This is a genomic window from uncultured Schumannella sp. (assembly GCF_905479755.1).
Taxonomy (GTDB): Bacteria; Actinomycetota; Actinomycetes; order Actinomycetales; family Microbacteriaceae; genus DCRR01.
On sequence record NZ_CAJQNT010000016.1, the window covers coordinates 18,380 to 39,687 of the forward strand.

Genomic DNA, 21,308 nt, shown 5'->3' on the forward strand with positions numbered 1-21,308 from the left:
GAAGCCCGCGTCAAGTTGACACAGGGAATCTTGAGCCTTCTCGACTCAAGTCGCGCCGCGCCGGGGGCGACGTTACCGAGAGTTCACCCGGCGGCAGTAGCGTGCGTGCATGACCGAGACCACGCCCGGTGCCGACGACGCTGACGACACCACCGCACCCCCCACCCCGCCGATCTTCGGCAACACCCGCGCGATCGGGACGGTGGGGCAAGGCCTCATCGAAGACCAGCCGATCCCCAAGTCGCGCGTGCGCGCCTGGGCGCTCTGGGACTGGGGGTCGGCGTCATTCAACGCCGTCGTCACCACGTTCGTGTTCTCGACCTATCTCGCGAGCAGCCTCTTCGTCGACCCCGAGATCGTCGCCGCGGCGGCGGGCAACGACAACGACCCGGCGCTCGTGCTCGCCGAGGCGAACAACGCGACCGTGATCTCGGGCGCGCTCACCATCGCGGGCGTGCTCGTCGCGCTGCTCGCCCCGATCCTCGGCCAGCGCTCCGACGGATCCGGTCGTCGCAAGCTCTGGCTCGGCATCAACACCGGCCTCGTGGTGCTCGCCATGGCCGCAATGTTCTTCGTCGCGCCCGTGCCGAGCTACATCTACCTCGGCGCCGCGCTGCTCGCCGCCGGCAACCTGTTCTTCGAGTTCGCGAGCGTCAACTACAACGCGATGCTCGTGCAGGTCTCGACGCCGAAGACCGTCGGACGCGTCTCCGGATTCGGCTGGGGCATGGGCTACGTCGGCGGCATCGTGCTGCTCATCATGTTGCTCGTGCTGTTCATCCAGAACTTCGGCAGCGACACCGGCAACGGACTGCTCAACGTGCCGTTCGGCACCGAGGGCGGCGCCCTCGACATCCGCTTCGCCATCCTGGTCTCGGCGCTCTGGTTCGCCGTGTTCGCCCTCCCGGTGTTGATCAGCGTTCCCGAAATCCCGAAGAAGGCCCGCGAGAACCGGGTCAGCATCCTCGGCAGCTACCGCCAGCTGTTCCGCACCATCGCGGCCCTCGCGCGCAAGAGCCCGCAGGTGCTCATGTTCCTGCTGGCGAGCGCCGTGTTCCGCGACGGACTGGCGGCCGTGTTCACCTTCGGCGCCATCATCGCCGCGCAGGTCTTCGGCTTCAGCTCGACCGAGGTCATCTACTTCGCCGTCGCGGCGAACGTCGTCGCCGGCATCGGCACCTTCATCGGCGGGTGGGTCGACGACAAGCTCGGCGCCAAGAACGTCATCATCGGCTCGCTCATCGGACTCGTCGGCGCCGGACTCGCCGTCCTGTTCATCGGCGACGCGAAGACCGGCTTCTGGATCGCGGGGCTCTTCCTGACGCTCTTCGTCGGCCCCGTGCAGGCGGCCAGCCGCAGCTTCCTGGCGCGGATCACGCCCCCCGGCCGCGAAGGCGAGATCTTCGGCCTGTACGCCACCACCGGTCGCGCCGTGAGCTTCCTCGCGCCGGGCCTGTTCACGATGTTCGTCGGGTTCACCGGCGACACCCGCTTCGGCATCATCGGCATCGTGCTCGTGCTCCTGGCGGGCCTGGCACTCATGCTGCCGGTCAAGGCGAAGCAGTCGCAGATCGAGTAGCGGCGCGGGGTGCGGCGCCGCACCTGGGCAGGCGCTGAAGGGCCTGGCCCGAGGCGCCGCGCCCGCGTAGCGTGGAGGCATGAACGGCACGCCCGAAGGCGCCGCGCGCCCGCTCGGATTCTGGATCAACCTGGTCGATCGACTTCTCGACGAGAAGCTCGACGAAATGCTCATCGAGCACGGCGTCACGCATCGACAGTGGCAGTTGCTCACCGTGCTCTCGCGCGGACCGGCCGACCTGCCGACGCTCGATGCGACCATCTCGCCGTATCTCGCCGACAACCCGGACGACCCGGAGTCGAGCGCGGAGCACCTGGCCGAGCTCGTCGACAGCGACTGGCTGGCGCTTCACGGCGGGCGCTACAAACTCACCGAATCCGGCACCAACGTGTTCGAGCGCCTGAGTGCCGTCGTCACCGAACACCTCACCTCGCTCGGCGCCGGGCTGAGCGAAGAGCAGTACGCGCAGACCCTCGCGGCGCTGGAACGGGTGGCGCGCAACCTCGGCTGGTCGGACGGCCCCGAGGGCGACATCCCGTAGCGAGCGCTCAGCGCAGCAGCGCGCCCGCGATCAGCAGCATCGTGACGAGGAATCCGGTGGCGAAGTTGAGCCACAAAAAGCGGCGCCAACCGCGGTTGGCCGTCTCCGACTCGGCCTCGGTGACGTTCCACCACGGCGCGGCGTTCACCGCGTACGGCACGGCGAGCGCCGCGGCCAGGATGCCCGGCCACGGCAGCAGGAGCAGCAGCGCCCCCGCCACCAGGTAGGCCCCAATCGCGAGCCGGGTGGTGGCACGCGGGCCGATCACCGTGGCGATCGAACCGATCCCCGCCGCCCGGTCGGGCAGCACGTCCTGCACGGCGCCGAAGGCGTGCGAGGCGACGCCCCACAGGAAGAAGGCGACGATCACCGCGATCGTGGCGGGCATCCATTCGGCGTCGACGAGCACGAGCGCGTAGACGGCCGGCGAGACGAAGTGGGTGCTCGAGGTGACCGAATCCAGGAACGGCCGCTCCTTGAAGCGGAGGCCCTTGGCCGAGTAAGCGACCACCGCGAACAGGCTCACCGCCAGCACCAGCCAGCTGAGCGGGTCGCCGACGATGACCAGGAAGACGACGAACGGCAGGGCAAGCAGCCCCGAGAGCCAGAGCGTCAACCGGTGGTAGCGCGGCGGCAGCAGTGCGCCCTCGACGCCGCCCTTGCGCGGGTTGCGGAGGTCGGACTCGTAGTCGAAGACGTCGTTGATGCCGTACATCGCCAGGTTGTAGGGCACCAGGAAGAACAGCGTGCCGACGATGAGCGTCGCGTCGACGCGGCCCGTCACGAGCACGTACGCGGCGGCGAACGGGTAGGCGGTGTTGACCCAGCTGAGCGGCCGGCTGGTCAGAAACAGGGCGCGGATCACGCCTCCCCCTCCCGCATCAGTGTGTCGTTTTTCCGGAGTTTTCGGTCGGATGCGCGGGCCGCGCGCGAGCGGGCCGCACCGCGCGGCGAATCCTCCGGAGAAACGTGCACGGAGGCGCCGGGGCCGCCGAGCATCGCCCAGAGCGCGGGCAGCAGCGCGAGCGCGCCGAACGTGTAGGCGAAGTCTTCGATCGGAGCGACCCCGATCGTGCGCCCGGTCGTCAGCGCGACGTCGTAGGCGACGATGCCGGTGCCGACCAGCATGTTGTCGAAGATCGCGGTCAGCACGAGCGTGACCACGGCGGCGCCGGCGACCGCGCGGCCGCTCGGGGCGCGCCGGGCGAGCAGCGACACCAGCACCACCAGCATCGCGACGGCCAAAAACTGCAGGTTGAGCAGCCAATAGGTGAGCATCGTCAGCCTCGCGCCTCGCGACGGCGAGCCAGCACGCCGACGACCGCCCCGTAGGTGTTCATCACCGTGTAGCAGAGCAGGGCGAGGAAGAAGAACTCCTCGAGCGGCAGTTCGGGCGCCAGCAGCACCCCGGTCAAGAGCTCCGGGTTGCCACGGAAGAAGATGCCCGCGGCGATGCCTGCCAGATCCCAGACGAGGAAGTACGCGATCCCGACCGCCATCACGATCGCGGCGCGCCACCAGGAGTGCGCGAAGAACAACCGGAAGCGCACGTCGAGCACGACCATGCCGCTGAGCGACACCAGCAACCCCGCAAGGTAGAGGAGATTCACGCGCGCTCCAAGGGCTCCGGCATCGGCCCCGCGCTCGTGTCGCCGCGCAGACGCTTCACGATCAGCTCGGCGCTGATCAGGCACATCGGCAGCCCGATCCCGGGGATCGTCGAGCCGCCGACGTAGAGCAGCCCGTCGACCTTCTTGCTCTGGTTGCCGGCGCGGAAGAACGCGCTCTGGCTGAGCGTGTGGGCCGGGCCGAGCGCGGTGCCCTTCCAGGCGTTCAGGTCGGTCTCGAAGTCGCGCGGCGCAATCGTGCGGCGCACCACGACGCGCTCGGCGAGGTCGGGGGTGCCCGTCCACTCGGCGATCTGCGCGATCACCCGATCGGCGAGCGCCTCCACCTCGGCATCGCCCGCGCCACCCACGCCGCCCGCGCCGATCGTCGGATCGGCGGGGAGCGGCACCAGCACGAACAGGTTCTCGTGGCCGGCCGGGGCGACCGAGGCATCCACTCCGCTCGGCTTGCAGACATACAGCGACGGAGTGCCCGGGATGCGGGAAGGGCTGTCGAAGATCGCGCCGAAATTCTCGTCCCAGTCTTTCGAGAACAGCAGGGTGTGGTGTTCGAGATTCGGCAGTTCGCCGCGCACCCCCAGCAGCAGCAGCAGGGCACTCGGGCCCGCGGTGCGCTTGGCCCAGTACGACTCGGGGAAGGTGCGATCCTCGGCACGGTCGAGCAGGCGCGTCTCGGTGTGGTGCAGGTCGGCGGCGGAGACGACGAGGTCGGCATCCAGGCGCTCGGTGCCGCCGTTCGCGGCGGCCACCTCCACCCCCACCGCGCGACCGTTGTCGACCACGATGCGCTGCACGACCGCGCCGGTGCGGACCTCGGCGCCCTCCGCCGCGGCGAGCGCCGCGATCCGCTGGATGACGACCGTGAAGCCGCCCTGCGGGTAGAAGACACCCTCCTCCAGGTCGAGGTGGCTCATCAGCGAATACATGCTCGGCGCGAGGCGCGGGGCCGAGCCGAGGAACACGGCCGGGTAGCCGAGGATCTGCCGCAGCCGGTTCTCGGTCACCGTGCGCGCCGCGAGCGAATGCAGCGACTCGGTGAGCAGCCGGGTGAGGCGCCCGCCGCGCGCGATCACCCGTCGCGAGAACACCGGGCCCAGCTTGTCGAAGGTGGAGTAGAGGAAGTGATCGATCGCGAGGTGCGTGATCTCTTTCGCCTTGTCGAGGTAGCGAGCGAGCTTCGCGCCGGCGCCCGGTTCGACGCTCTCGAACAGGGCGATGTTGGCCTCGCGCGTCGCGGCGATGTCGAGCGGCTCGGGGTGACCCTCGCCGAAGACGCGGTAGCCGGGGTCGAGCTTGGTCAGCTCGAACTGCTCGGCGGCCGTCGTGCCGAGCAGTCGGAAGAAGTGGTCGAAAACCTCCGGCATGAGATACCAGGAGGGTCCGGTGTCGAAGCGGAAGCCGTCCTGCTCCCACGACCCGGCGCGCCCGCCGACCGCCTCGCGCTGTTCGAGCACCGTGACCTCGTGCCCGTCGCGCGCCAGCAGCGCCGCGGTCGCAAGTCCCGCGATGCCGCCGCCGATGATGATCGTGCGGCTCATCGGGCGGTCCGAACACCCGCGGCGAGCGCGAGACGCAGCTTCACCGCATCCGGAACGCGGATGCGGGTGGTGAGCAGCCGCTCGGCGGGAGTCGCCCGCAGCCGCGTCGACAACTCGCCAAACAGAGCGTGCGCAAGGCTCACGCCCCGGCGGGCGTTGCCCGGAAGAAGCGGAACCGAGTGCGCCGCGATGGCGAGCTCCGCATCGATGTCGTCGAGCAGTCGCACCTTGTCCTCCTCCGTGAAGTGCTGCGGGTCGAGGCCGGGAAAGTAGCTGCGCCCAAGCGCCTCGACGTCGGCCGAGAGATCCCGCAAGAAGTTGACCTTCTGGAAGGCCGAACCGAGGGCACGCGCGCCCGCGACGAGCGTCTCGCGGTCCTCCGCGCTGCGCTCGGCCCCATCGTCGGCGAGGAACACGGCGAGACACATCAGCCCCACCACCTCGGCCGAACCGTAGACGTAGCGCTCGAAGCTGTCCTGGTCGTGCCGGGTCATCGAGAGATCCATCCGCATCGACTCGAAGAACGGTGCCGTCAGCTCCGAGCCGAAACCGGCCCAGCGCGCCGTCCGCGCGAAGGCGTGCACGACGAGGTTCGCGCTGTAGCCCTCGTCGATCGCCCGCTCGGTCTCGCGCTCCAACTCGTTGAGCAGCCGCGCCGCCACCACGGTGTCGAGCCCCGCCTGCTCGGCCCCGCCGTCGACGACCTCATCGGCGACGCGCACCAGCGCGTAGAGGTTCTCGATCGGCTGACGCACCCCGGCACCCAGCAGCCGCGAGGCCATCCCGAACGAGGTGGAGTACCGCGCGATCACCAGGCTCGCGGTCTCCTCCGCGAGCGACGAGTACAGCTCCAGGCGCGGGCTGCCGTCGTCGGCGCGCTTCTCGGCACGCCGCTGTCGTCGACTCACTTCACGCGCTCCAAGACCTCGTCCGCCACCGGGATCAGTACATCACGCAATGCGCTCGGCACGTGCGGCGCCGAGAGGCGCTCCAGGGCGCGGCGCGCGTAATCCTGGGCCAGCGACTCCAGGTAGCGGCGGGCCCCGCAGTCGGTCAAAAAGGCGCGGATGCGCTCGGCCCCCTCCTCGTCGAGTTCCGGATTGCCGAAGTCTTTCTCGATCGCCGACCAGCCGTCGCGCATCCGCGCGTAGGCGACCAGAACGGTGCGCTTCCCTTCGCGCAGGTCACCGAGCGTGGTCTTGCCGGTGAGGGACGCGGAACCGAAAACGCCGAGCAGGTCGTCGACGAGCTGGAAGGCGATGCCGATTTGGCGGCCGAAGTCGCCGAGGGTGGCGACGACGGCATCCGAGGCGCCGGCGAGGATCGCGCCCGCCTGGAGGGGACACTCGAAGGTGTAGACGGCGGTCTTCAGCCGGGCCATCCGCAGGATGTCGTGCACCGTCGGCGGTTCGAGGTCGCCCGAGTACTCGATGTCGATGAGCTCGCCGGCGGCGCTCGCGAACAGCGCCTCGTCGAGCACCTCCAGCAGGCGGTCGCGCACCACGTCGTTGGCGCCGCTGCGGTCGATCAGTCGGTAGGCGTTGAAGAGCGCGAGATCGCCGGCGATGACCGCCGCGCTGACGCCGCGGTGTTCGGCGACCGCCGCATCCATTCCGCGCTCGAGCGCGCGATCACGATACGAGCCGGCGATGTTCGGCACCCCGCGCCGCACGAAGTCGCGGTCGATGACGTCGTCGTGGATGATCAGCGCGGTGTGCAGGAGCTCGAACGCGGCGCCGACATAGGCGGGCGGCTCGGTCTCGATGCCGCCGAGCGCGTCGTAGGCGATCGCGACCATGCGCGGCCGGAACCGCTTGCCGCCGACCGTGTTGGCCTCCAGCTCGCGCCACAGCTCGAGGTAGCTGGGGTCGAGGGTGCGCGCACGCGAGAGGGCCGCGCGAAAGAACTGCGCCAACACGTTGTCGACGACCGTTTGCCGGTCCTCGGCGACCACGCCTGACGAATGATGCTCCATTCCGGCAGACTACCTTCAGGATGAGCCCACACCCAGAGACCTTCGGCCCTGTTGAGGACGAGCGCGTCGTCCTGCTCGATGAGCAGGGCCAGGCGATCGGCACGGCCGACAAGGCGAGCGTGCACGACGAGAACACGCCGCTGCATCTGGCGTTCTCCTGCCACGTCTCGAATGCCTCCGGTCGAGTGCTGGTGACCCGTCGCGCGCTCGGCAAGAAGACCTGGCCGGGGGTGTGGACGAACTCGTTTTGCGGCCACCCGGGGCCGGACGAAGACATGATCGAGGCGATTCGTCGGCGCGCCCGGCAGGAGCTCGGACTTGAGCTCGGGTCGATCGAGGTGGCGCTTCCCGAGTTCCGCTACCGGGCCGTGGATGCCTCCGGCATCGTCGAGAACGAGATCTGCCCGGTCTTCACGGCGGTGGCGGATGCCGACCCGGTTCCGGTGGCCGAGGAGGTCGCCGAGTGGGCCTGGGTCGATCCGGGGGAGTTGCGTGCCGCGGTCGCCGCCACGCCGTTCGCGTTCAGCCCGTGGCTCGGCTGGCAGCTCGCCGCCTGGCCCGCTTCCCCGCCGGTTGAGTAGCCCGCAGGGCGTATCGAAACCGCGGGTCGAAGCCCCTAGTTTCCGGCCGCCCCCGCATCCGTCGCACTGACGTCGGTGCGGTGGAAGTTCTGGAAGCTGCGGCTCGCGGTCGGCCCGCGCTGCCCCTGGTACCGGTTCGCGTACGGCCCCGAGCCGTAGGGGTTCTCCACCGGCGAGCTGGTGCGGATGAAGCACAGCTGCCCGATCTTCATCCCCGGCCAGAGCTTGATCGGCAGGGTCGCGACGTTGCTGAGTTCGAGGGTGACGTGACCCGAGAAGCCGGGGTCGACGAATCCGGCGGTCGAGTGCGTGAGAAGGCCCAGCCGGCCGAGCGAGCTCTTGCCTTCGAGGCGAGCCGCCACGTCATCCGGAAGCGTCACCAACTCGAAGGTGGAACCGAGCACGAACTCGCCCGGGTGCAGGATGAACGGCTCGCCCGGCTTCGCCTCGACCAGGCGGGTCAGCTCGGGCTGCTCCTCGGCCGGGTCGATGAACGGGTACTTGTGGTTGTCGAACAACCGGAAGTAGCGGTCGAGGCGCACGTCGACACTCGACGGTTGAACCATTCCCAGGTCGAGCGGGTCGAGTCCGATTCGGCCCGACGACAGCTCGGCACGGATGTCGCGATCGCTCAGCAGCATGGGTCGAGACTATCGGCAGAGCGCATCAGCGAAGGCCGTTGGGCTACACTCGACAACGCACCGCGGGGATGTAGTTCAATGGCAGAACTTCAGCTTCCCAAGCTGATAGCGCGGGTTCGATTCCCGTCATCCCCTCCATTGTGAGTCTCAATGTAGTTGAGACTCCACGCCATTTGAGGCTGACCGAATTGTTGGGCGACGTGAGTGCGCTCGCCGAGGTGTTCCTCAATCTAGCTGAGACAAAGCCAGCTGGTCGTAAATGAGAGGCACCGAGCAAGCTCGGTGCCTTCGGATGGGCCTGTCCCTAGTAGGGCGCTTGCTGAGCGAGGATGCGCTCGCTCGTCGGGCAGAGCAGACAGCCGTTCGAGAGCCGACAATGGTCACGGTTTGGCGGTACTTATGCCATCTGGCGAGGCACTGACGTGATCCAGGGTCTGGCTACCAGCTTGGACTCCAGCAGTCGTCGCAACACCTACAGGAGAGATGTCGCGGTGGCGAAGAAGAAATACACGGGCCAGCAGAAGAGGGAGTTCTTCCTGGTTCTTGATCGGGGAGGGACGGTCCGCGCGGAGGCGCTTGATGCGGGTCGGGCCCGGGAGACCGTAGCTGCCAGCATCACGCATGAGCAAGAACGTCAAGCGGCTACTGACGCTCACGCCCATGCCCATCGACAGCTCGGCGTGCACTAGCCGATAGCCGTACGTTTCGCGCGAGGCAGTGTGAACCTCCTGCGTCAGGCCGATGAGCCACTGGTGGCGCATCGTCGCCGGCGCGAGCGACCGGTGCTTGTATCGGTAGTACCAGGGCAAACTCACTCCGACCACCCGACAGCAGGTCAAGACCGGATGCCCGGTGGCGACGACCACGTCGATCACCGGGTGAACTCCTTTTGGTGGGGTTTGTCCTCCCCAAGCAAGTTCGAGGCTGCCTTCACGCCCGCCAACTGCTCGTCGAGATCTCAGATGCGTTCCCTCGCAGCCCGCGGTTCAGCACGCTCAGTCGTCGACCGACCAGCAAGCCCACCGCGGTCGATGCGATCCTGGCGGACCCAGTTGCTCAGACCACCAGCACTGAGGCCGAGGTCGTAAGCGACCTCGGCAACACGACGACCGGACCGCACGAGCGCGACGGCCCGCACTCGAAACTCAGCAGGGTAGGGCCCGGGCACCACCAGAGCCTTTCGGAGAGGGCCCGATCACCACAGCAAGAATGGTAGCTACTCCGTGGGGCAGGTCAGAGCGCCGCGGGACTCATCATCGGGAACAGGTCTGCGAACGGGTGGGCTTGGATCGCGTCCTGAGGCCTCACGCGCTTCAATTCGAGCGCGGACCGTCGCGATTCGAGAACCGCTCACCGGAGCGGCGATCGCGAATGACGGTGGATTCCTCGAGAATGAGCGAACCATGACCGCAACCACGCGAGCCCAGCAGCTACGTCGCCTCGTTGAGGACAACCCAGCCCTTCGACTACTGCGCGCTGGGGACAGCTCGCAGAGCGCAGCTGCGATTATGGCCCTGCTTTGGGAGCACCTCGGAGGCGAGGAGCGACGGATCGGCGCAGACGAGCTACAAGCGCGCCTCGAGGCAGACCTCGAGCAACTACGCGGCGCAGGCTTCGAGCTCAAGGGCAGCGCACTTGCGTACCTGAGCCAGTGGCGGACGGCGGGATATCTCATCAGGCGGCCAAGCCCGGAGTCGCGCGGGGAGACCTACGAGCTCAGTAGCGGCGCGCTCGCGTCCATCCGATTCCTCGACGAGGCGGAGACTCCGAAGCAGACGGCGACCGAATCGCGGCTCAGTAGCCTTGCCGCCCAGCTGCGTCAGCTTGCCATCGACACAGATCCCCAGTCGGGGCGGCGGCTTGAGCGGCTCATCAGCGAGCGGTCACGCCTCGATGCCGAGATCGCCGCCATCGAGTCCGGGGCGGATGCGCCGCTTGCGAAGGAACGGGCCGCAGAGAGACTGCGCGACTTGCTCAACCAGGCCTCGGTCGTGCCCGACGACTTTGCTCGCGTCCGCTCCGAGTTCGAAGCACTGAACTCCCTGCTTCGCGAGCAGATCCTCGAGTCCGGCAGCTCCCAGGCCCGAGTCCTCGAGGACATCTTCCGCGACATCGACCTGATCGCTCAGAGTGACGCCGGCCGCAGCTTTCGAGCCTTCACAGACCTGGTCCTCGACCCCTCCATCGGCGGCGCATTCGAGGACGACGTCGAGCAGGTTCTCAATCGAGACTTCGCCGTCGACATGACACCAGCACAGCGCAGATCGCTGAGGCAGTTCATCTACACACTGAAGGAGCACACCGCTGAAATCCAACAGGTCGCCGTGGAGTTCGCGCGCGGCCTCAGGCGCTACGTGGAGTCCCAGGACTACCGTCGCGACCGGGTCCTCCGACGATCGATTCAGGATGCTCTGCACTCCGCGGTCGCCGCCGCAGAGGTCCTCAAACCATATGAGCGAGTCGGGCTCGAGCTTGCGCTGACCAGCGTCCCCCTCACCAGCGTCGGCATGCTCCGGCTACATGACCCGGCGGAGTTCGAATCGGCAACTCCCGTCATCGTTCACGAGACCTCAGAGGCGGACCTTGCGGCTCTGATCGCGTCGGCCCGCCTGTCGGAGATCGACTTCGGCGAGCTGATCAGCAACATCAACTCCGTCCTCGACGAGAGCCCGTCCGCATCCGTGAGTGAAGTGCTGACCGCGTATCCAGCATCTCAAGGGCTTGCCAGCGTGGTTGGCCTGCTGTCGCTGGCCGTCCGTCACGGGACGGTTGAACAGTCAGCGGAACATCTGAAGTGGGTGGGCGTCGACGGCAGCGAACGCGCGGCCGAGGTTCGAACCCATCGATTCACAGGGAGCATCCAGTGACATTCGAAGCACAGATTCTCGCCGCCGAGGTGCTGGATCAGAGCGAACCGGGCCTCTGGCCGGGCGACGCCGGGGTCCTGGCGCATCAGTCGCGGCGCGCGCTCGTGAGCCTGGTGAAAGGGCCCTACCTCGCGCGGTCACAGCGCAGAGAACTGTGGGAAGCGTTGCTGGCAGACCAGGAAAGTATCCGCTCGCGACTGAACGACATGTTCCTCGACCTGATCATCGACCTCGAGCAAGAACTCGCGTTCGTGAAGCCGGCGGAACTTGACGACGCACCGGAAGTTGTTCGGACCCGAACCCTAACGTTCTTGGACACCGCTACGCTTCTCGTCCTCCGCCAAGCACTGCTTCTCGACGAAGGGCGCGGCCGTGTCCTCATCGGCCTCGAAGAGGTAGCCGAGCATCTCGCCGTCTACCGCAAGTCCCGCGACGAGCCAGACTTCCGAAAAAGAGTCAACGCCTCCTGGGCCACCATGCTGAAGCTAGGGCTGCTGCACCAGACCGACACCGAACGTGCCGAGATCTCCCCCATCGTTCGCTACCTGATCGACGGTCCACGGGTTGCCACTATCCAGGCAACCTACGAGCGTCTGGCCGACAACGCGCCACAGAGGAACGGTTCCGGTGAAGCCGCGGAGGTGAACGATGACGCTCCTTGATCTAGACCCGCGCGAAGAAGACATGCTCGTCCATGCCGGCCAGTGGCGACTGAGCCGCGTAGAAGTGATCAACTGGGGCACGTTCGACGGCGCCCACTCCGTCGAGGTTGGACGACGCGGCCACCTCTTCACGGGGCCTTCAGGCTCTGGAAAGTCGTCCCTGCTAGATGCGATCGCCGCCGTACTCACCCCAAAAGGCTCGGTGACCTTCAACGCCGCCGCGCAGGAGTCAGGCGCACGCGAAACCGACCGCAACTGGGTCAGCTACATACGAGGGGCTTGGAGCAAGGAAGCAGACGAGCAGGAGAACCGCACGCAGTCCCGCTACCTGCGCACCTCCACCACCTGGAGCGGGATCATGCTCCGGTTCGAAAACCAGCGAGACGCACCCATCTCCCTGTTCAAAGTTTTCCACCTTCGCGGCTCCAGCACCGATCTGGGCGACGTGCGGGAGATGAACTTCATTGCGCGCGACGACCACGGGCTCGCTTACTACGCCGCCTACGCTCAAAACGGCATCGACGCCCGCAGGCTTCAGGCCGACCACGCTCCAGTCATCGTCACGACGACAGGAAAGCACAGCGGATATTTCCAACGCCTTCAGCGACTGCTCGGTATCCGAACCGACACCGCGCTCCAGCTGCTCCACAAGACCCAAGCGGCAAAGAACCTGGGCACGCTCGACACCCTCTTTCGGCGCTTCATGCTCGATGAGCCCGCGACGTTCAAACGCGCAGACAGCGCCGTCGAGCAGTTCTCGGAGCTTCGAGACGCGTACAACCATGTCGTCGACCTCCGCGGGCAACGTGACGTGCTGGTGAGGGTAACGCAAGCCGCCGACGCCTACGAGGCTGCGCATGGCACAGCTATGAATCTCTCCGCTCTGACCCAGTCCCTGAATGCCTACGCTGCCCAACTCAAGCTCGACCTCTCTCGGGACGCCCTCACGGAGGCCGAGGGAAACCTGGCGGCCGCGGAGCGTCGACGACAAGCGCACCTCGATGAGCTCGAGATGGCGACGGAACGTTGGGCGACAGCGAATGCGCGCACTTTGGAGCTCGGTGGCGCCGATGTCGCCGCACATCGACACCGCATTGAGGATGCTGCCAAGGCGCATGCGGCCGCAGTCGACCGCCGGGCTGCATTGGGGTCGCGGCTCGCGAAAGCAGGGGTTCAGCCACCGGCAACCGAGAGTGAATACGAGCAGCTATTCGTCGCTGCCCAGCAGGAACTGAGCGCGCCGCCACCGCCAGCCCTGGACCACGCCACGTTCGAGCAGGCCGCGCATGCACGGCAAGAGGCATCCCGACTGAAGGCGGCCCTTGCCGCCCTGGACTCCCACAACAGCAAGATCGACTACCGACTCCTTGCCGTTCGCGACGCGCTCGTCGCCGAGCTCGGGATTCCCGCAGATCTCATGCCCTTCGCCGGAGAACTCATCAGCGTGCGAGAGGAACACGCGGGATGGACCGGAGCGATCGAGCGAGTCCTTCGACCGCTGGCAACGACGCTCCTCGTGCGCGAGCAGGAACTTCGAGCCGTGCGCGGAGTGATCAACGCCCGTCATCTCGGCGTGGATCTTCGGTTCGAGTCCGTGCCCAGCAACACACTCAACCAAGTTCGCCCCAGAGGAGAGAGGTCACTGGTCTACAGGGTCGACGTCTCCGTCGGCGTGTTCGAGAAGTACCTAGGCCGTCGCCTAAGCACTGACTTCGACTTCGACTGCGTCGACAGCCCCGAAGACCTTGAGGGCGTCCCTCGTGGCGTCACGGTCACAGGGCTCGTCAAGCGCTCCGGAAACAGCTATGCCAAAGCCGACCGGCACAACATCAATGATCGATCCCGATGGGTCCTTGGAGCAGACGTCACATCGCTGAGGATCGAGCTGGAGGCGCGGCTTGCGTCGAAGAACGCAGAGCTGGCCGAAGCAGACGAACAGGTACAACAGCAATCGGCTCGCCGTGATGCCATCATGCGGCGGCGCGACATTCTCGATCAGGTCCTGGACACGCCATGGACCGACATCGACACCCAGCGCGCCCAAGCCAAGGTCGATCAGATGACCGAACAGCTTGCGTCGCTCATCGATCCGTCCAGCGATCTCGGACAAGCCAACGATGCGGAACAGCGGGCGCTCGCTGAACGGCGCAGACTCCAGGACCGGGCTGATCACTCCCGTGACAAGCGCACGCGTGCCGCAGACGAAGTGGACCGGATCCGGTCTCTCGTCCGGGAGATCACCGGCGACGCTACCGCCCACCTCGAAGAGGACCAACGAACGGCGCTGACCGAGCGATTCCGCGCACACCAGCAAACCATCAAGTTTGACCAGGTCGACAGCGTCACATCCCGGGTTCTCACCGAACTTCGAGCGCACACGGACATCGCGCGGGAGCAGAAACAAACCGCCCTTACCGGGTTCACGAAAGAAGCAACCCACTTCGAGAGTAGATGGCAATCCGCCGCCGCAAACGCCAACCTCACCACCAGCATCGAAGACCGCGGCGGCTATCGGGAGGTCCTTCTCGCGATCCAAGCCCGCGGCTTGCCGGAGCATGAGGCCAACTTCCGACAGCTCCTCGAGCGCCGCTCGCGCGAAAGCATCACCTTCCTCCGGGACGACCTGTTGAGCGCGCAACGCCACATCGAAAACAGAATCTCTCCCGTGAACGAATCACTGGGGCGCTCACCTTTCGACCGCGACCGCTACCTTCGCATCAGGGTGAAGCTGCGACGAACGACAGAAGTCGCCGAGTTCCTCGACACCCTCCGCAGCATCGTCGACGGCAACTGGGCCGAAGATGACCTCCCGGCAGCCGAGCGCCGATTCATTCACCTCTCCAGCATCATGACCAGGCTTGGTTCCAGCGACCGAACCGACCGCGACTGGAAGGCCAGGGTGCTTGATACGCGCGAACACGTCTCCTTCATCGCCGAAGAAGTAGATCGTGCGGGCGCAGTTCACAACGTCTACGAGTCGAGTGCTGGTCTTTCCGGAGGCCAACGGCAGAAGCTCGTCGTGTTCTGCCTCGCAGCAGCCCTCCGCTACCAGCTGGCCGAGCCCGACGCCGCAGAACCCCAGTTCGGAACCGTCGTGCTCGACGAAGCGTTCGACAAGGCCGATGCGGAATACACCCGAATGGCAATGGACGTGTTCGTCTCGTTCGGATTCCAGATGATCCTCGCCACCCCCGGCAAACTGCTGCAGGTATTGGAGCCATACCTGGACGCCGTAACTGTCGTCAACAACCCCGAGCGTCAGCACTCCCACCTCTCGAACGTCTCCTACGGCTGATGCCCGCCTCAGTCACCCTCAAAGAGCTCCAAACTCGAGCCCAGTCCCTCTGGGCACGACACGGCCGACGATGGGCCGCCGGAGACCACTCGACCGCCCACATCGACATACCCCTGCACCCGCCCACCGAGTCGGCCGTCCTCGCCGACTACGACGGAGCGCGACGGTGGACCGAGTCCTGGCGAGAGACCGGCGGCAACCCGATCCACCTCACTTGGGAACTCCGAAGGTGGGGGCGAGTCGGCACCAATCGGGTCCCCGTCCGAGCACGCGTGGACGGCCCCGACGACATCGCGGCCCTGGCCGGCGCTCACGTGCAATGGCGGCAATGGCACGACCGAGCAGCAGAACTCCGCGAAGCCCTCGGCGAATCGACGAACTTGTCAGCTGCACTCACCGCCCACATCCGACATATTGGCGAGCTCGACCCCAGCGACTTCGCCAGATTCCGCGACACGGCGCGCTGGCTTCGATCGAATCCCCCCAAGGACGTCTTCATCCGCACCCTTCCCATACGCGGTATCGACTCCAAGTGGCTAGAGAGGCACCGGGAAGCAATCGAAGCGCTCGCCGGGGACCGCCTACCGCTGCGAAAGCCGGACGCTTTGGTGCGCCTTCGCTTCTTGGACCCCCGGTTTGCCCCCGCCGGCATGCGAGATGTCACCGCGCCCCACGCCGACTGGGATCGGCTCAACCTCGCTCCGTCACGCGTTCTCGTCGTGGAGAACCTGCAGACGTTTCTGGCACTGCCCGACTGGCCGGGCGTCGTCGCCGCGGACGGACGAGGGAACAGCGCGCCGGGGCTGGCTCAGATCGGCTGGATGAAGGCGGCCAGGATCATCTATTGGGGCGACCTGGACTCGCATGGGCTGCGCATCCTCAGCCAGGTCCGGCTCGCAGGCCTTGACGTGGATTCATGCTTGATGGACGTGGACACACTTCTGGCACACCGTGACCTCTGGGTACCAGAGCCCAGCCCTCACCTTGGCGCCGTCTCAGAGCTCACAGTCGACGAGGCGGAGTCCCTCGATACGCTCCGCGAAAACGGGCATGTTCGGCTTGAACAAGAGCGCATCGGTTGGGACCACGTCCTCGACCAACTCGGCAAGGTGCTCTGATCGGTTCGTCAGCGGAACGGCGCGACCTGCGCGTCCTCGACGGCCTGCCTCGCGCTGAGGACGACATCGACCCGCATCACGTCGATGCCGGCAAGCCTGCGCGGGCGACGCTCCGCGCCGCGGTCGAAGGACTCACGCCAACCCGTCGAGCCATCTCGTCACGACCGATCCAGCGGCGGGCGCACTGCCGTGGGACGCCGAGCTCCTTCGTGACGTGCGAGATCGGGCGCGCCTGCAAAACCCGCTGAACCAGAATTATTCGGCCAGCCGGCGCCAGCCTCGCAGTACGGTGGACCAAGGGCAGGCTTCCATCTTCGAGCGATCTCGATACCACTTAAAATGAAGAGCTTCTGCTCAATTTTGTATCGCCAACCCGCTCACCGGGTACACGCCCCAGGACATGCGTAAGGCCCTAGATCCAGTCGTCCGGCTGGGGTTCTAAGGCCTTCTTCCTTCCCGTCGCAACGGGAGGCAACCCCAAATCTACCGTTTCGCGTGACGTAATACAACGATCCCGAGCCCGACCGCGCAAGGCGCACCGCGGCCAACCAGTCAGCCTCGACTAGCCTGAGAACCCACCTCCACGAGACGAGCAGCATGTCCGCATTGGTCCGCATCCCCTCGCCGGGCAGCAACCTCGAGTTCGGCGAACCCGGCGATCCGCTCGTCGTCATCATCCCCGACTGGTTCGGCCGCCTGCCGTGGCTGGCCCCGTACGCGGAGGCGCTCGCCCATCGCGGGCTGCGCGTCGTCGTGCTCGACCTCTACGACGGGGTCGCGACGATCGACGAAGGCCAAGCCGAACGGCTGGCGAGCGGCCTGGAGCGATCCGCCGCCCTGATGATGGTCGAGGATGCGATCGAGCGCGGCCGCGACGAAGGCAGCGACCGGGTCGGCCTCATCGGCTTCGCCCTCGGCGGCGGCCTCGCCCTGCTCACCGCACAAGCCGGAGACGTGGATGCCGTGGTCGCCTACACCGCCACCCTCGCCGACAGCGAAGACGGCATCGTGCCCTGCCCGGTGCTGCTGCACTTCGCCGACACCGACGAGTGGGCCCCCGGCGCCGAACCCGAAACCTTCATCGCCCGACTGCAAGACGACGAAACCCCCGTGACCCGGCACGACTACCCCGGCACCACGCACTCCTTCGCCAACGCAACCCTCGCCGACTCGGTCGACCCGCGCGCGGCCGGCCTCGCCTTCGCGCGCACCGCAACGTTCCTGCTCGAATACCTCGGCGACTGAGCTACTAGCGTTGACCGCATGACCTTTGCGCCCGAGATCGTCGCCGCCGTGCTGCACCACATGAACGACGACCACCGCGGCGACAACCTGCTGATCGTGCGCGCCTTCGGCCCCGCCGAGGTCACACGCGCCACCGCCGCCACGATGATCTCGCTCGACGAGACCGGCGGCGAGTGGAGCACCACGATCGACGGCACCGAGCACACCGTGCGGGTGCCGTGGCCGAACGGGGCGATCAGCGAGCGGCCCGAGATCCGCCGAGAGGTGGTGGCCCTCTACGACGCCGCCTGCGCGAAGCTGGGCGAAACCCCGCGCCCGCACGAGTAGGTGCTGAGCACCCCTCGTCGTCGACGCCCTGCCGCGCTAAGGTAAGGGTCACCTCACTTCAAGGAGCCGACTCGTGTCTGTCATCCCGTTCTCGGAAGCACTTCGCGCCCGCAGCTGGTCGCGCCACGGCGAGAGCGAGGGCGCCGGCTTCATGTCCGACCTGATGAAGGGCGAGGGCACCCGCGAGGACTACATCGCCCTGGTCGCCCAGCACTACTTCATCTACGACGCGCTCGAAGGAGTCGCCCCGAGCTTCGCCAACGACCCGGTCGCGACCCCGTTCCTCAGCGAACAGCTCAGCCGCATGCCCGCACTCGAATCCGACCTCGCCTTCCTGCTCGGCCCCGACTGGGCAGAGCGGATCACTCCGCTGCCGACCACCGAGGCGTACGTCGCGCGCATCCGCCAGATCGCCGCCGAAGGCTGGGCGGGCGGATTCGTCGCCCACCATTACACCCGGTATCTTGGCGACCTCTCCGGCGGCCAGGCGATCGGGCGCCTCATGCAGCGCCACTTCGGCTTCGAGACCAACGGGATCGGGTTCTACATCTTCGACCAGATCGCCAACCCGAAAGAATTCAAGGAGGCCTACCGCGAGCAGCTCGACGCGGCCCCCTGGGACGAGGCCGAGCAGGAGCGCGTGATCGACGAGGTGCTGCGCGCCTACGAGTTCAACACCAAGCTCTTCGAGGACCTCTCGCGCGCGAAGGCCGCCGCGTAGCGGTCTGAGTACGCCACGTCGCGGCTCCTCGACCCGCCCGGCGCGTGACCCCGTTCAGATCGCGGCGATGCCCGGGATCGCTTCGGCGCGCGACATGAAGTCCTTCACCCGCTCGTCGACGATGATGTCGCTCGGCCGCAGCGGACGCGTCAGATACAGGCCCTCGAGCGCCGTGATCCGGCTGAGCGCCACGTAGGTCTGGCCGGGCGCGAACGAGCGCGGGCCCAAATCCACGATCGCGCGGTCGTAGCTCTTGCCTTGCGACTTGTGAATGGTGACCGCCCACGCCAGCCGCAACGGGAACTGCGTGAACTCGGCCACCACATCCTTCGACAGCGTCTTCGTCGCCGAAGAGTAGGTGTAGCGGTAGCGCTCCCAGGTGCTCGGCTGCACCTCGAAGTCCTCGCCGGCGACCTCGACCGTGACGGTGTCGGCGATCTTCACCACCTCACCGATGGTGCCGTTCACCCAGCGCCCGTCGCCGCCGGTGTCGTTGCGGAGGAACATCACCTGCGCGCCGAGCTTCAGCTCCAAGCGCTCATCGGCCGGATACGCGCGCCCGCCGAACTCACCGTTCACCTCGGCGACCGCCGTCTTGGCGGCCCCGGGAAGTCGCGCCAGGGCGCTGCCGTTGATGCGGGTCACCGTCGCGTTCGTGGTGGCCAGCGTGATCGTGCCGTCGTCGGGCGCCGGGCGCGCGCCCACCTCGTTCAACCGTCCCGCCATCTCGGCCGTCACCACGCCGTGCCGCACCGCGGTGAGCAGGGTCTTGAACTCCAACTCGTGCTGGCGGTGGATGGTGGCGAGTTCGTAGATCGTGAGCTCGGTCTCGTCCCACACCCGCGCATCGAAGAACCACATCGAGCGGTAGCGGTCGGCGAAGTAGGCGCGCTCCTCCGGATCGCCCGGCACCGGAGCCAGCTGGTACGGGTCACCGAACATGACCACCTGCACGCCGCCGAAGGCATCGTTCGGCTTAGCGCGCGCCTGCCGCAGCGACCGGTCGATCGCGTCCAGCAGGTCGGCGTTCAACATCGAGACCTCGTCGATCACCAGGGTGTCGATCGCGCCCAGCAGCTTGCGCAACTCGCCCGACTGCTCGATGTCGTGGTCGGCGATCACCCCGATCGGCAGCCGGAACAACGAGTGGATCGTCTGCCCGCCGACATTCAGCGCCGCCACCCCGGTCGGCGCGCAGATCACCACCTGCTTCGAGGTGCGCCACGATAGGTGCTCCAGCAGCGTCGACTTGCCGGTGCCGGCGCGACCGGTGACGAAGATGTTCTGCCGCGTCGACTCGATCGCGTCGAACACGGCCTGCTGCTCGGGAGAAAGCTCGGGCAGCGGCATCCCTCAAGGCTACCGATTCAACCGACCGTAGGATGCGACTGTGCTCACCGCTCCCGAGGTTGCCGCCCCGACCGGGGTGCGCCGCCGCGCGCTGATCTGGCTGGCGGCGGCACTCGTCTTCACCCTCGCCGGCACGGGCGCGGTGTTCGCCGCCAACGCGACCGTCTTCGGTGCCGCCTCCTTCGTGCGCGTCTACCTCGACGCCCTCGCCCGCGGCGACGCGGCGGAAGCGCTCGCGCTCCCGGGCGTGGATGCGGGGCTCGGCGCCGCGGGAGCGGACACCACCCTGCTGGCGAGCGCCGCGATCGCGGAGATCACCGTCGGGGAGGTACGCGAGACGGGGCGCACGGAGGGCATCCACCGGGTGACCGCCTCCTGGTCGGTCGGTGACGAGACCTTCGACACCCGCTTCACCGTCGAGCGCGTCGGCACCACCGCCGGTCTCTTCGCGAACTGGGCGTTCGCCGATAGCCCGCTCGCCACGCTCGAGCTGACCCTCGAACACGACGACCGCGTGCGGGTCAACGACCTCGACCTGACCACGTCGAGCATCACCGCCGCCCCGCACCGCCTCGCCGTGTTCGTGCCCGGGCGCTACACCGTGCAACACGACAGCCGGTGGCTCACGAGCGAACCCGTCACCGTCACCGCGACGGGCGTCGGCACCTCGCTCGACGCCTCCGTCGAAGTCGTCGCCAACGATCGTCTCCTCGCCGAGGTCGACCAGACGGCCCGCGAGTTCCTCGACGACTGCGCGGCGCAACCGGTGCTGTTTCCGCCCGGCTGCCCCTTCGGCGAGACGATCAACAACCGCGTCGTCGGCGAACCCGCCTGGGTGATCCTCGACTACCCGGCGATCACCATCAGCGGCACGAGTGGCGAGCCGCGCTGGCGCTCGGGGCCCGACCAGGGCACCGCCCAGGTCACCGTCGAGGTGCAGTCGATCTTCGACGGCAGCGTCGAAGCCCTCGAACGCAACGTGCTGTTCCCGCTGGAGTTCGACATCCAGATCTCACGCGGCGACCGCCTCACCCTCGTCACCGTCGACCCCTTCGCCGACTGAGCCGCCTCCGCGCAGCGGATGTGCTCGCCGCGCACCGCCGGCTCCGTCCCGGTCCGCATGCCCGCCCGTCCGCACGCGCCATCCCGGTCCGCATGCCCGCGCGCCCGCCGGCCCGCGCCGCCGGCCCGCGCCGCGCAAAGTCGGAGATTCGGGCACCTCGTCCACGAGACGTGGACC

The 21,308-nt window shown here is 67.3% G+C and carries 22 protein-coding genes and 1 tRNA gene; 12 read left to right on the forward strand and 11 right to left on the reverse strand.

What is annotated here, in order from left to right; genetic code table 11:
- Positions 1-109 precede the first annotated feature (109 nt).
- Both QZ258_RS04750 and QZ258_RS04755 read left to right on the forward strand, forming a co-directional pair.
- Positions 110-1,579 (forward strand): MFS transporter, encoded by a 1,470-nt coding sequence (locus QZ258_RS04750; protein ID WP_294179444.1) that lies wholly within the window; start codon positions 110-112, stop codon positions 1,577-1,579.
- A 79-nt stretch (positions 1,580-1,658) separates the two neighbouring features.
- Positions 1,659-2,120 (forward strand): MarR family winged helix-turn-helix transcriptional regulator, encoded by a 462-nt coding sequence (locus QZ258_RS04755; RefSeq protein WP_294179445.1) that lies wholly within the window; start codon positions 1,659-1,661, stop codon positions 2,118-2,120.
- Between the two features lie 7 nt (positions 2,121-2,127).
- Here the strand turns inward: QZ258_RS04755 and QZ258_RS04760 are convergent, their stop codons facing one another.
- From QZ258_RS04760 to QZ258_RS04785, 6 genes are read right to left on the reverse strand one after another with little or no spacing between them, the layout of a single operon-like run.
- Positions 2,128-2,985, reverse strand: a complete 858-nt coding sequence (locus QZ258_RS04760; protein WP_294179446.1) for a prenyltransferase — start codon at positions 2,983-2,985, stop codon at positions 2,128-2,130.
- Entirely contained in the window at positions 2,982-3,398 is a 417-nt protein-coding gene (locus tag QZ258_RS04765; protein WP_294179447.1) for a lycopene cyclase domain-containing protein, read from the reverse strand. The genes QZ258_RS04760 and QZ258_RS04765 overlap by 4 nt, the downstream gene beginning before the upstream one ends.
- Positions 3,399-3,400: 2 nt before the next feature.
- Positions 3,401-3,730, reverse strand: a complete 330-nt coding sequence (locus QZ258_RS04770; protein WP_294179448.1) for a lycopene cyclase domain-containing protein — start codon at positions 3,728-3,730, stop codon at positions 3,401-3,403.
- Positions 3,727-5,286 (reverse strand): phytoene desaturase family protein, encoded by a 1,560-nt coding sequence (gene crtI, locus QZ258_RS04775; protein ID WP_294179449.1) that lies wholly within the window; start codon positions 5,284-5,286, stop codon positions 3,727-3,729. The genes QZ258_RS04770 and crtI overlap by 4 nt, the downstream gene beginning before the upstream one ends.
- Positions 5,283-6,194: a squalene/phytoene synthase family protein gene (locus QZ258_RS04780; RefSeq protein WP_294179450.1), complete on the reverse strand. Its 912-nt coding sequence runs from the start codon at positions 6,192-6,194 to the stop codon at positions 5,283-5,285. Before QZ258_RS04780 ends, crtI begins: the two co-directional genes overlap by 4 nt.
- Positions 6,191-7,261, reverse strand: coding sequence for a polyprenyl synthetase family protein (locus tag QZ258_RS04785; protein ID WP_294179452.1), 1,071 nt, complete (start codon positions 7,259-7,261; stop codon positions 6,191-6,193). Before QZ258_RS04785 ends, QZ258_RS04780 begins: the two co-directional genes overlap by 4 nt.
- Positions 7,262-7,281: 20 nt before the next feature.
- Between QZ258_RS04785 and idi the strand changes: the two genes are divergently transcribed.
- Positions 7,282-7,842, forward strand: a complete 561-nt coding sequence (idi, locus tag QZ258_RS04790; RefSeq protein WP_294179453.1) for an isopentenyl-diphosphate Delta-isomerase — start codon at positions 7,282-7,284, stop codon at positions 7,840-7,842.
- Between the two features lie 35 nt (positions 7,843-7,877).
- Here idi and dcd read toward each other — a convergent pair whose 3' ends face one another.
- The gene (dcd, locus tag QZ258_RS04795) at positions 7,878-8,483 is read right to left on the reverse strand and encodes a dCTP deaminase (protein WP_294179455.1); all 606 of its coding nucleotides are present in this window, start codon (positions 8,481-8,483) and stop codon (positions 7,878-7,880) included.
- Positions 8,484-8,547: 64 nt separating this feature from the next.
- Here dcd and QZ258_RS04800 point away from each other — a divergent pair.
- Positions 8,548-8,621 (forward strand) — tRNA-Gly (locus QZ258_RS04800).
- A gap of 242 nt (positions 8,622-8,863) precedes the next feature.
- Here the strand turns inward: QZ258_RS04800 and QZ258_RS04805 are convergent.
- Together QZ258_RS04805 and QZ258_RS12400 are read right to left on the reverse strand one after the other, a co-directional pair.
- On the reverse strand, positions 8,864-9,358 hold the full coding sequence (locus QZ258_RS04805; protein ID WP_294179457.1) for a hypothetical protein: 495 nt from the start codon (positions 9,356-9,358) through the stop codon (positions 8,864-8,866).
- A gap of 83 nt (positions 9,359-9,441) precedes the next feature.
- Positions 9,442-9,654 (reverse strand): transposase, encoded by a 213-nt coding sequence (locus tag QZ258_RS12400; protein ID WP_363182052.1) that lies wholly within the window; start codon positions 9,652-9,654, stop codon positions 9,442-9,444.
- Between the two features lie 232 nt (positions 9,655-9,886).
- Between QZ258_RS12400 and QZ258_RS04810 the strand changes: the two genes are divergently transcribed.
- The 4 genes from QZ258_RS04810 to QZ258_RS04825 are packed head-to-tail and all read left to right on the forward strand — an operon-like array spanning position 9,887 to position 16,425.
- Entirely contained in the window at positions 9,887-11,350 is a 1,464-nt protein-coding gene (locus tag QZ258_RS04810; protein ID WP_294179459.1) for a DUF3375 domain-containing protein, read from the forward strand.
- A 29-nt stretch (positions 11,351-11,379) separates the two neighbouring features.
- Positions 11,380-12,012, forward strand: a complete 633-nt coding sequence (locus QZ258_RS04815; protein ID WP_294179460.1) for a DUF4194 domain-containing protein — start codon at positions 11,380-11,382, stop codon at positions 12,010-12,012.
- Positions 11,999-15,307, forward strand: a complete 3,309-nt coding sequence (locus QZ258_RS04820) for an ATP-binding protein (RefSeq protein ID WP_294179462.1) — start codon at positions 11,999-12,001, stop codon at positions 15,305-15,307. The genes QZ258_RS04815 and QZ258_RS04820 overlap by 14 nt, the downstream gene beginning before the upstream one ends.
- On the forward strand, positions 15,307-16,425 hold the full coding sequence (locus tag QZ258_RS04825) for a Wadjet anti-phage system protein JetD domain-containing protein (protein ID WP_294179464.1): 1,119 nt from the start codon (positions 15,307-15,309) through the stop codon (positions 16,423-16,425). The genes QZ258_RS04820 and QZ258_RS04825 overlap by 1 nt, the downstream gene beginning before the upstream one ends.
- 76 nt (positions 16,426-16,501) lie before the next feature.
- Here QZ258_RS04825 and QZ258_RS12405 read toward each other — a convergent pair whose 3' ends face one another.
- Positions 16,502-16,759, reverse strand: a complete 258-nt coding sequence (locus QZ258_RS12405; protein WP_363182056.1) for a leucine zipper domain-containing protein — start codon at positions 16,757-16,759, stop codon at positions 16,502-16,504.
- Between the two features lie 263 nt (positions 16,760-17,022).
- Between QZ258_RS12405 and QZ258_RS04830 the strand changes: the two genes are divergently transcribed.
- The 3 genes from QZ258_RS04830 (at position 17,023) to QZ258_RS04840 (ending at position 18,718) form a co-directional block, all read left to right on the forward strand.
- Positions 17,023-17,670, forward strand: coding sequence for a dienelactone hydrolase family protein (locus tag QZ258_RS04830; protein WP_294179466.1), 648 nt, complete (start codon positions 17,023-17,025; stop codon positions 17,668-17,670).
- An 18-nt stretch (positions 17,671-17,688) separates the two neighbouring features.
- Positions 17,689-17,997: a DUF2470 domain-containing protein gene (locus QZ258_RS04835; RefSeq protein WP_294179468.1), complete on the forward strand. Its 309-nt coding sequence runs from the start codon at positions 17,689-17,691 to the stop codon at positions 17,995-17,997.
- 73 nt (positions 17,998-18,070) lie between these two features.
- Positions 18,071-18,718: a heme oxygenase (biliverdin-producing) gene (locus QZ258_RS04840; RefSeq protein WP_294179470.1), complete on the forward strand. Its 648-nt coding sequence runs from the start codon at positions 18,071-18,073 to the stop codon at positions 18,716-18,718.
- A gap of 54 nt (positions 18,719-18,772) precedes the next feature.
- Here QZ258_RS04840 and QZ258_RS04845 read toward each other — a convergent pair whose 3' ends face one another.
- Entirely contained in the window at positions 18,773-20,068 is a 1,296-nt protein-coding gene (locus QZ258_RS04845) for an ATP-dependent RecD-like DNA helicase (protein ID WP_294179472.1), read from the reverse strand.
- Between the two features lie 40 nt (positions 20,069-20,108).
- Here QZ258_RS04845 and QZ258_RS04850 point away from each other — a divergent pair, with 40 nt between their 5' ends.
- The gene (locus QZ258_RS04850) at positions 20,109-21,131 is read left to right on the forward strand and encodes a hypothetical protein (protein WP_294179474.1); all 1,023 of its coding nucleotides are present in this window, start codon (positions 20,109-20,111) and stop codon (positions 21,129-21,131) included.
- The last annotated feature ends 177 nt before the right edge of the window (positions 21,132-21,308 follow it).

Excerpts from the sequence above, each read along its gene's own strand:
- QZ258_RS04825 (WP_294179464.1), top strand. The coding sequence starts at position 15,307 with ATGCCCGCCTCAGTCACCCTCAAAGAGCTCCAAACTCGAGCCCAGTCC.
- QZ258_RS04830 (WP_294179466.1), top strand. The coding sequence starts at position 17,023 with ATGTCCGCATTGGTCCGCATCCCCTCGCCGGGCAGCAACCTCGAGTTC.
- QZ258_RS04750 (WP_294179444.1), top strand. The coding sequence starts at position 110 with ATGACCGAGACCACGCCCGGTGCCGACGACGCTGACGACACCACCGCA.
- dcd (WP_294179455.1), bottom strand. The coding sequence starts at position 8,483 with ATGCTGCTGAGCGATCGCGACATCCGTGCCGAGCTGTCGTCGGGCCGA.
- QZ258_RS04835 (WP_294179468.1), top strand. The coding sequence starts at position 17,689 with ATGACCTTTGCGCCCGAGATCGTCGCCGCCGTGCTGCACCACATGAAC.
- QZ258_RS04810 (WP_294179459.1), top strand. The coding sequence starts at position 9,887 with ATGACCGCAACCACGCGAGCCCAGCAGCTACGTCGCCTCGTTGAGGAC.
- QZ258_RS04820 (WP_294179462.1), top strand. The coding sequence starts at position 11,999 with ATGACGCTCCTTGATCTAGACCCGCGCGAAGAAGACATGCTCGTCCAT.
- QZ258_RS04845 (WP_294179472.1), bottom strand. The coding sequence starts at position 20,068 with ATGCCGCTGCCCGAGCTTTCTCCCGAGCAGCAGGCCGTGTTCGACGCG.
- crtI (WP_294179449.1), bottom strand. The coding sequence starts at position 5,286 with ATGAGCCGCACGATCATCATCGGCGGCGGCATCGCGGGACTTGCGACC.
- QZ258_RS04765 (WP_294179447.1), bottom strand. The coding sequence starts at position 3,398 with ATGCTCACCTATTGGCTGCTCAACCTGCAGTTTTTGGCCGTCGCGATG.
- QZ258_RS04755 (WP_294179445.1), top strand. The coding sequence starts at position 1,659 with ATGAACGGCACGCCCGAAGGCGCCGCGCGCCCGCTCGGATTCTGGATC.
- idi (WP_294179453.1), top strand. The coding sequence starts at position 7,282 with ATGAGCCCACACCCAGAGACCTTCGGCCCTGTTGAGGACGAGCGCGTC.
- QZ258_RS04785 (WP_294179452.1), bottom strand. The coding sequence starts at position 7,261 with ATGGAGCATCATTCGTCAGGCGTGGTCGCCGAGGACCGGCAAACGGTC.